9 protein-coding genes and 1 pseudogene are annotated in these 8078 nt (G+C 59.7%); 4 read left to right on the top strand and 6 right to left on the bottom strand.

Annotation, left to right across the window (positions count from 1 at the left end; genetic code table 11):
- Positions 1-4: 4 nt before the first annotated feature.
- Genes ACPYOJ_RS12445 through ACPYOJ_RS12465 form a run of 5 tightly spaced genes read right to left on the bottom strand, consistent with a single transcriptional unit; the run spans position 5 to position 5071 of the window.
- A complete protein-coding gene (locus ACPYOJ_RS12445) occupies positions 5-1114 on the bottom strand; it encodes a lytic transglycosylase domain-containing protein (RefSeq protein ID WP_481416512.1) in 1110 nt (369 codons plus the stop codon).
- Positions 1111-3525 (bottom strand): VirB4 family type IV secretion/conjugal transfer ATPase, encoded by a 2415-nt coding sequence (locus ACPYOJ_RS12450; protein ID WP_481416513.1) that lies wholly within the window; start codon positions 3523-3525, stop codon positions 1111-1113. Before ACPYOJ_RS12450 ends, ACPYOJ_RS12445 begins: the two co-directional genes overlap by 4 nt.
- Before the next feature lie 2 nt (positions 3526-3527).
- Complete coding sequence (locus tag ACPYOJ_RS12455; protein WP_481416526.1) at positions 3528-3818, bottom strand: VirB3 family type IV secretion system protein; 291 nt, start codon at positions 3816-3818, stop codon at positions 3528-3530.
- A gap of 12 nt (positions 3819-3830) precedes the next feature.
- Positions 3831-4172 (bottom strand): TrbC/VirB2 family protein, encoded by a 342-nt coding sequence (locus ACPYOJ_RS12460; protein WP_481416514.1) that lies wholly within the window; start codon positions 4170-4172, stop codon positions 3831-3833.
- Between the two features lie 17 nt (positions 4173-4189).
- Positions 4190-5071, bottom strand: a complete 882-nt coding sequence (locus tag ACPYOJ_RS12465) for a lytic transglycosylase domain-containing protein (RefSeq protein WP_481416515.1) — start codon at positions 5069-5071, stop codon at positions 4190-4192.
- Between the two features lie 129 nt (positions 5072-5200).
- On the opposite strand from ACPYOJ_RS12465, the gene ACPYOJ_RS12470 reads away from it, so the two are divergent.
- The 4 genes from ACPYOJ_RS12470 (at position 5201) to ACPYOJ_RS12485 (ending at position 7624) form a co-directional block, all read left to right on the top strand.
- Positions 5201-5833, top strand: coding sequence for a hypothetical protein (locus tag ACPYOJ_RS12470; RefSeq protein ID WP_481416527.1), 633 nt, complete (start codon positions 5201-5203; stop codon positions 5831-5833).
- 14 nt (positions 5834-5847) lie between these two features.
- On the top strand, positions 5848-6363 hold the full coding sequence (locus ACPYOJ_RS12475) for a thermonuclease family protein (RefSeq protein WP_481416516.1): 516 nt from the start codon (positions 5848-5850) through the stop codon (positions 6361-6363).
- A 332-nt stretch (positions 6364-6695) separates the two neighbouring features.
- Positions 6696-7052, top strand: coding sequence for a thermonuclease family protein (locus tag ACPYOJ_RS12480; protein WP_481416517.1), 357 nt, complete (start codon positions 6696-6698; stop codon positions 7050-7052).
- Between the two features lie 170 nt (positions 7053-7222).
- Positions 7223-7624, top strand: a complete 402-nt coding sequence (locus ACPYOJ_RS12485) for a hypothetical protein (protein WP_481416518.1) — start codon at positions 7223-7225, stop codon at positions 7622-7624.
- A 324-nt stretch (positions 7625-7948) separates the two neighbouring features.
- Here the strand turns inward: ACPYOJ_RS12485 and ACPYOJ_RS12490 are convergent.
- Positions 7949-8078 (bottom strand): annotated as a pseudogene (locus tag ACPYOJ_RS12490) (DUF6428 family protein); the annotation flags it as partial.

Raw genomic sequence — 8078 nt, forward strand, 5'->3', positions numbered from 1 at the left:
CCCATCATTGCGGTTGCAGCAGGAGCTGCACCTGGTCCACGTCGGCGCGTTTCTCGATGCACGCCTTGTCTTCATCGCTCCACACGAGGGTTTGCCGCGGATCGCACAAGCCGGCCGTGTCGCGCGGTGGCGCGTCACGGCCCTGGCTGCTCATCGACTGTGAGGAGCCGGAGAGGTTGGCCGATGAAACGGCGTTGCGCGAATTGATGAGGTCAGCCATCGCGGTCGTCAGCTTGATGACGTTGTTCATCATTTCGAGATTGGCATTGCGCGCCGTCGAATTGTGATCCCAGCTGTCCTGGACGGTTCCAGTCTGCATCGCACCCAGCTGCTGGTACCAACTCACCACGTTGCCGAGGCTGGCAGACGTCGAGGCGCTGGTGCCCATGGCGTTCAGCGTCGAGGAGCGCATGCCGGTGTAGGCTGTTTCTCCGCCCCCAAAATTGAGGGGTATTGCAGACTTGTCGGAGCCACCAAACGCCGGGAGCCAGCCCTGCGTGATTGCGGCGACATAACCCTGTGTCTCCTTGAAGGGAGGAATGCCGCCATATTTGCTGACATTGCCCGGCCCGGAATTGTAGGCCGCGAGAGCGAGCTTCACGTCACCGCCGAAATTGCGAAGTTGTTGCTTGTAATAGCGCGCGCCGCCGCGAAGGTTTTCCTCGATATTGTTCTCGTCAACACCGAGTTGCGCGGCGGTACCGGACATCAGCTGAGCGAGCCCGGTTGCGCCGGCTCCTGATTTGGCGCAAGGATTGAACCGGCTCTCCTGATAGACGAGGGCGAGAAACTGGTCCTCATCCACACCCTCCTCCCGGGCGACGCGGCGCACCAGACCGGAAATTTCCGGGTTGGCTTCGGCTGCACCGATCGGATCGTTGCGCCGGCCGGGCCGGTACATCGAGCAGGTGACCGAGGTGTGGATCGTATAGCGATCGTGATCGGTGTCTTCGAGATCACTCGTTGTCTTGTCGCGGTGCTCGCGCGGAATGAGGTTGGTGTCATCGATTGTCGGAACGTCGGCTCTCGCAAATCCTGGAATGACACACAGCCCGGCGGCCGTGAAAATGAGAATTGTACCAAGCGGCGACCTTTGTGCGGTGAGGGGTTTCATGGCTGATGCCCCCAGCCGCAGAACTCGGCCAGCCAAGCTTCCGGGTCGTCACCATGTTGATTGCGAAGGCGCTCGCATTCTTCGACGGTCTCTTTCCGCCCGGAGAGAACCTTGATCAGGTCAGGCATGGCGCTGAGATCGAGCCGGGCTATGACGCTGTCATTCCCGTGCTTGATCAAGAAGGATCGTTTCTCCGGCGGCGTGTTGCGGATGAAGCTGAATTCCTTGGCCGTCAGTCCGAAGCGATGGATGTAGCTCTCTTCGTCAGCCCGCGGATTGGGAAAGTGGATGTTGGTCGCGGACTGCTCAATCAGTGTACGCGCCGGCGGCGAGCGGACAATGTCGGCGGCCGACTGAGTACCGAAGCCGATAATGCCATTCAGCTTGCGGATCGTCTTCATCTTGTCGACGATGAAGTCGCTGAAGGTCTGGTCTTTCAGCAGACGCCAACCCTCATCCATGAAAATCATGACCGGGGTTCCGTCGAAGAGTTCGTCGAGGCGGTGATAGATGTACATCAATGCCGGCGTTCGGACTTCGTCATTGTCGAGGATGCTCGTCATGTCGAACCCGAAGACGCGCCTCTCGGAGAAAGAAAGGACATCGCGGCGGGCGTTGAAGAGCCAAGCCTTTTCGCCGTCGATCCATGGGCGAAGACGCGCGTGCAGATCGTTGGGGCCGGCGCGTGAACGTCCGGTCAGGAGACCGGCCAAGTTCGCAAGCGTTCGTTCGGCCTTGGGCTCGTGCATGAGGCGCACGATCGCGCGTTCGAGCGTGTCTTCTTCCTCCTGATCGAACGCGCCATCGCGGTCGTTGCGAAGCATTGCCTTGAGCAAGCGAAGAAGGAATTCCCGGTTTTTGCCGATATTCTCGATCTGCAAGGGGTTGAAGCCGGTTGGAGCACCTGGCGAGAGGATCACGTAGGACCCGTTCATCGCCCGCAGGAAGATTTCGGCGCCGCGGTCCTTGTCGAAGAAGACGGCGCGCGGCGATGGCCTCACCCTGAAAGCCTGTGCCAGCAGAAAGGTGAGGGCGACGGTCTTGCCCGACCCCGTCGGGCCGGTGACCAGGAAATGGCCGATATCGCGCTGGTGGAAGTTGAACCAATAGGGCGTCTGGCTACTTGTTTCCAGGATGGTGATGGGGCTTCCCCAATGCACCCCGTCCCTTTGGCCGGCCGCAAAATTGTGCATCGACGAGAGCCCGGAGAAATTGGCGCTCGACAGCATCGCCCGCCGGGCAATGTAAGCGTGATTGCCCGGCAGCTGAGCCCAGAAGGCCGCTTCCAGGTTCAGGTCCTCGCGCAGCCAGTTGATGTTCATGTCGGTGAGGCAGGCGCCTAGATCCGAGACCGCCTTGTTGACGCCATCTACGTCACGCGACAGGCAGAGAAGCGAAAGGTGATGGAAGCCGAAGACGGCTTCCTGGTTGAGCAGGCTATTCAGCGCGAAATCGATATCGTTTTCGACATCGCTGCCGGCCTCGTCGGATGCGCCGATCTGCCGCTTGAGCCGCGTGATGCGTTCCTGCGCAATGGGTTTGTCGGCCAGGGTGAAGGACTGGGTGAGAATAAACTCGTGGTTCACCTGCAGCAGGCCATCCAGCATGCCTGGACCTGTAAACGGCGGGTATTCCTTGATGGAGAGCATCGCGCCAAAGCGGTCATCCTCCTTCACCGGCCCCTGCGCCTGCATGGTGCGCCGTGCGAAATGGAGCCGCGACGTCCCGAGGAAATTGCCAAGGCCCATGCGTGGCAGACGCATCTTGCGGGGTACGCCACAGGTCAGAATTTCGTTCAAGAACGCCGATGGCTCCGAATAGGGCTCATTGTTCGCGCTCGAAATACCGAGGACCGCCGCCCCGTATTTGCTCAGGTCACGAACGATGTTGCCGACAAGCTCTTCAAGCTCACCAACCGCTTCGCGCAACTGATCCGCCTGCGTGTCACGGCCTGACGCTCGTCCAAGCAAACGGCGGGCGCGGTCACCGGCCCCCAGTGCCCCGCGCATGCCCGACCGCAGGACGGTCATATAGAGATCGTTCGCGAACATGCGCTTGCCAGCGAGCGAAGCCGTGTAGCGCCGATCAAGCTCTTCGCAAAAGGGATCGTCGAACACGCCGTCGACGGAGGTATTGACCCGCCGGCGGATGACTGTCGACCACAGGGAAAAGCGGCTGGAGCCGAGCGACCGGATAAGGGTATTCTGCACCACAGAACGCATGTTGATCTCGGCCTGATCCTCGGTCTGAAAGAACAGGCCTTCCAATTTGATGACACTCATCAGAGCGCCGCCTTCGAGCTTGATGACGGTGTCAGCGACATGGCGGAGGTAAGGGATGTACTTGGCCATGGGACGCTCGCGATGGAGGACGGTTCCGAAGCCGAGCTCTTCTCGGATGATGCTCAGCATGGTCATGGCCCGTAGGAATTTGCACCCCAGAACGTCTTGTTCGGCGTCCTGGGCGTAAGCCGCGTGGAAACCTGCAACACATCGAGGACGCGCGCGTCCCAGCTGCAGAGCGTGAAAAGAACGGCATAAGCAAACGGCGCCGTCAGCAGCGCCCACAGCTCGTTGGTTGCCAGCCAGGCGATGATCGTCAGGCCGGTGACAATCACCACGGCCATGTAGGGCACGCCCCAAAGCGTCGGCGAGCGGGTCAGCCCGATCACCAGGGGGGTCAGCTGGGGTTTGTCATCATCCATGGCTGCCAAGACCTAATTCCCGACCGTCGATATCAACTGGTCGACGATGGCCGGCGCGCCGAAGACCAGGCCGATGCCGAGGACGACAGCGCCGGCGGTGAACCAGCTGAGCCGCCCGGCGAAGGCTAGAAACCCAAGACCGATGACAGCGATGATGGCGACGAGGCGACCAAACGGACCGGTGATGAAATCGACGACCGCCTGAACGACCGTTTGCAGGGGAGCGAACGCCTGGTTGGTCGCCTGCGCCATGGCGAGGTCCGCCGTGGCGAACTGCAGCAGGGCGAGAGCACCCAGAACGGCTGCGCCGCGCGCCCAACTCTTTTGACGATGGCGCAGTACAACAAGCTTCATAGTCGACTCCTTTCGATTCAGAACTGCATGACCCCGCCGATGAACTTCGGCGTTCGTGCGCCGATGACGTCGCTCGCGATTGCATTGTCGCCGGCGTTTGTCTGATTGCGGCTGCGGCCTGTTCGCTTGACAGGAAAGCCAAGCCCGAGCTGGCGATTGATCACCGAGGCCACGTAGCGGATGGTCTCGGGATAGGCTGGCATGCCGCCGCTGTCGTAGACTGCTTGCTCGCCGGCGTTGTAGGCTGCGGCGGCGATGATCGGGCTTTTGAATTCGTCGAGAAGCGCGCGGAGATAGCGCATTCCGCCGTCGATATTGTCGGCGGGGTCGCAAACATTCGTCACGTTGAACCGCTTCGCAGTGACCGGCATCAACTGCATTGGCCCGCGCGCACCCATTGGGCTGTTGCGGACTCGGTCGAACCGGCTTTCGGTCCACGCGACGGCAAGCGCGAAGTCTGGATCCACACCGTACCTCCCGGCGCTTCCGACCACCAATGCCTTGATTTCTTCCAGTGACGCCGGCGAGGCGCCACAAGGCGGTGAAGAGGCCGAAGCCGATTCTTTATCGGCATGGACCATTTCGGTTCGAGTTTCCATCGGTTGCCTTGATCGTGCCGCGCTTGGTCGGTTCTGATTTGATGATGATGGATTCAAACTATTATAGTTCATGCCGTGGATAATGCCATTAAATGTCTCCGCGGAAATAATCACGCCTGCACTGTTGATCTCGAACTCGGTCTCTCGTCGCGGCTCACTCCGTAAACGTGCGGATGCATTGGCGTGGATATGTCCATAAAAACGAGTAGTATCAAATTTATCATAGCTTTGCGCTTGTGCCGCAAGTGAATACAGGCACGCCGCCGTCGCAATCAAAGTTATCTGGTGCTTGCTGGCCATCAGACTACCCATGCGGTTTTCTGCGGCCAAACGATATCAAAAATTGCTTATTGTCAATTCGGAAAATGAACTGTTATAGTCTTGAATATCGAAAAAAGGCTAATCGGTGGTGTTGATAAGGACAGGGGGATGTCACGAACTCGTTTGGTCCGAAGAACGAAAGTCTCGATCGCGACACTGCTTGCGGTGGGGCCCGCGCTCGTGTCTGGCGCCCTTGCTGCCGGCCCTATCGATCCCGCCTACATCACGTCTCTTGCCGCGCCAGAAAAAACGGTGCTGGTCGTCGAGTATTACGGCGGGAGCAAGACGGTCGTATCTCGCAAGGGATATGCTTCAGCCAGTGGGTTTCATGCCAGTTCGCCGAACGACATCAGCGTCGACGGCAAGACCACCTTGCATCTCTACGGTCTGGAACCCTGCCAGGGAGAGATGGTCAACCGGAAGGAAAATTTCTCCGGGAGCTGCCAAGACTTCGGGCAGCAGCAGCTACAGATCCTTCTCAAATCTGCGATAGTCATCCTCTGCCGGGCATTTCTTTCCGAGGAGAATGCGGCAACACAGGACGTGACGTGCTTCGGCTACTACAATTTCCCAGGATCGCTCGGCAGTATCGACAATTTCGAAGAGCAGTTGCTGTCGCTTGGTGCCGTCCGTTTAGCGAAAAAACCGGATGGGTCGCTGATGCGGCCGGACCTGGCGGAGGCTGAGAAGATCGGTCGCCAGGGATTCGGCATGTGGGCGGATCCGAGGACACAGCCATGATGCGAGAGGGGACCGTGGCACTCTTGATCATGCTATGCGTCGGCACTGCCTTGGCCGCTCCCGCTCGCGAAATTGAACTGCATCCCGGCGTGACATTGGTCACTGGAGATACCTGGATTGACGGAAAAAGTCGCTATCGGCTCTTCGGTGTCCAGTCGTGGATGCGCGGAACCTTTTTCACAAATGCTGCCGTTCTGCGTCTCGATTGTGGTGAGGCATCGATGGTGTTCCTTGCTGCCTTCATCAAGGATGCGGGCCTACGCTGCGCACCGGTGGCGACAACGCCCGAACTGTCCTACGTGGTTTGCTCGGCCGCCGTCGGCGATCAAAGGATAGATCTCGGAACAGCTCTGATCAGTCGTGGCTATGCCTTCGCAGCACTTGACCAGAACGGGCTGCCTGCCAACCCGGCTTATGCGGTTGCAGAGCAGGAGGCGAGAGAATCCAAGTCCGGCCTCTGGCGGCTTGCCGATGTTCAGCATCCGTCGCTTGCCCATGGAAGAGCCGCGACACGGGCGAGGGGGCCGTAGCTATGACCCTGCTGAAAGCGTCCGCTCTCTTGCTGGCATCCCTCATTCTCGGCACTGCTGCTGGGCGCAGCGCCGACCTTCCTGCCTCCCGGCCTGCCGTATTTCGCTCACCAGCACCATCTCCCGCCCCTTCCAGAATTGTCGGCAGGGTATCTGTCGTGGACGGCCGAACGCTTTGGTTCGCTCAGTACGGGTTCCAAGTCAGGCTCGTTGGCATCGACGTGTGCGAATTGCCGCAGTGGGCCTTTGATCCGGACACAGCATCCGCGATTGAGGGTCGGTTGAAGCCGGTGCCGTGTGGGTCATTCGCCAAAGCCTAGCTGAAGAGGGCGGTGCAGCACAAACGGGTCGAGTGCCGGGCCGAAGGCATGGGCCGCTTCCTCGTTGGGCGCTGTTGCGTTGGTGGTCATGATCTGGCGCTCGAGCTTTTGAGGGTCGGTTGGGCAAGGAGCGTTCCCGACGTGATCCTCGACAGCGCGTACCTGGCAGCTGAAAAGCAGGCCATGGCCGTTCGTTACGGTATGTGGGCCACGTATGTCCTCGACATGAATGAGTGGCGCGCATGGGCCGTCGACCGCACGGCGAGCCGGCGACCCGTCGCGGATTACAATCTTCTGCGTGAACGGAGATTGGATATTTCTCCGCCATTCGCTGACGCAAGGCGCTTGCCGAGCCGCACCGATCGCTAACCCTCACCTGGGAGACCGAAGCCATGAAACACATTCTCCTTGCGATATTTGCCCTCCTGATCTCGATCTTTCCTCACATAGCACTGGCTGATGAATGGGGATGCGAAGTACTCCTCTGCGCCGCCTCATCCAATCCCTCCTGGCACGGTGTGCCGGGATGCCGTCCGCCAATGGATCGCCTGATCTCGGCGATGAAAAAGTCCGGCTTTTCCTGGCCGACATGCCCGGAGGGTGGTGCAGGAAAACCTGGTTTTGAGGCCTTTGCGGATTGCCCGGCTGGATGGTCGGCGACGGAAGGCGAAGCAAACGGCGGCTTTTCTCACTCTGAATTGTCGCGTTGCACGCGCACGGTGAAAGACTGCCGGGGAGGCCGGCGGCCGCCTGGCGGTTTCGCCGACAATGATCGTATCAAGGTGGAGCGCGATGGGATCACATGGGTCCATCGGGATGGCTGGAACTGCGAATACACCGAGTACATTGCCCGACCGCGTCGTGAACAGCCCTATTTCTTCGATATCCTCGACCAGTCGACTAAGGCAGCTACGCGCTTTTACTTCGATTTAAGGAATTAGATCGGAGCCAAAGACGAGAAGTAGCGAGGAGGTCGGGTTTCGGCCCAAACCGGACAATAAAATGTTGCATCTCGTTTCAAGACCATCTTCATCAATCCAGCGCATGTTGCGTCCAGACTTTGAACAACCATGGGGTGCGGTCTTGCGAGTCTTGTTACGCTGCTTCTGGATGGTAATTGGTTATGGAGCCGCCGCCTTGACGGCTACCACTATCTGCATGATCGTCAGCCAGCTTCTAGCGGGTGTCTGGCCCAACGTGGCGGGTGACGGTAGATGACCCTGCGGTCGCGTCATGGCCTCGCGGGCCCATGACGGTCATCGCGACTAGGCGCAGCATTTCGCACCGGTCGCCGGTCCGCAGCAGGCGGCAACCTGGGCCTGTTCCGCCAACCACCGGTCACGCGGCTTGCAGCTTGCGGCACGCGGCGCAAGTTCGACATGCACCACGCCGTCA

This window comes from Rhizobium sp. SVR5-9E, assembly GCF_056755095.1.

What these genes read in the sequence shown, in the direction of transcription:
- ACPYOJ_RS12445 (WP_481416512.1), bottom strand. Translation starts at nt 1,114, where the DNA reads ATGAAACCCCTCACCGCACAAAGGTCGCCGCTTGGTACAATTCTCATT.
- ACPYOJ_RS12450 (WP_481416513.1), bottom strand. Translation starts at nt 3,525, where the DNA reads ATGCTGAGCATCATCCGAGAAGAGCTCGGCTTCGGAACCGTCCTCCAT.
- ACPYOJ_RS12455 (WP_481416526.1), bottom strand. Translation starts at nt 3,818, where the DNA reads ATGGATGATGACAAACCCCAGCTGACCCCCCTGGTGATCGGGCTGACC.
- ACPYOJ_RS12460 (WP_481416514.1), bottom strand. Translation starts at nt 4,172, where the DNA reads ATGAAGCTTGTTGTACTGCGCCATCGTCAAAAGAGTTGGGCGCGCGGC.
- ACPYOJ_RS12465 (WP_481416515.1), bottom strand. Translation starts at nt 5,071, where the DNA reads ATGGCCAGCAAGCACCAGATAACTTTGATTGCGACGGCGGCGTGCCTG.
- ACPYOJ_RS12470 (WP_481416527.1), top strand. Translation starts at nt 5,201, where the DNA reads ATGTCACGAACTCGTTTGGTCCGAAGAACGAAAGTCTCGATCGCGACA.
- ACPYOJ_RS12485 (WP_481416518.1), top strand. Translation starts at nt 7,223, where the DNA reads ATGGATCGCCTGATCTCGGCGATGAAAAAGTCCGGCTTTTCCTGGCCG.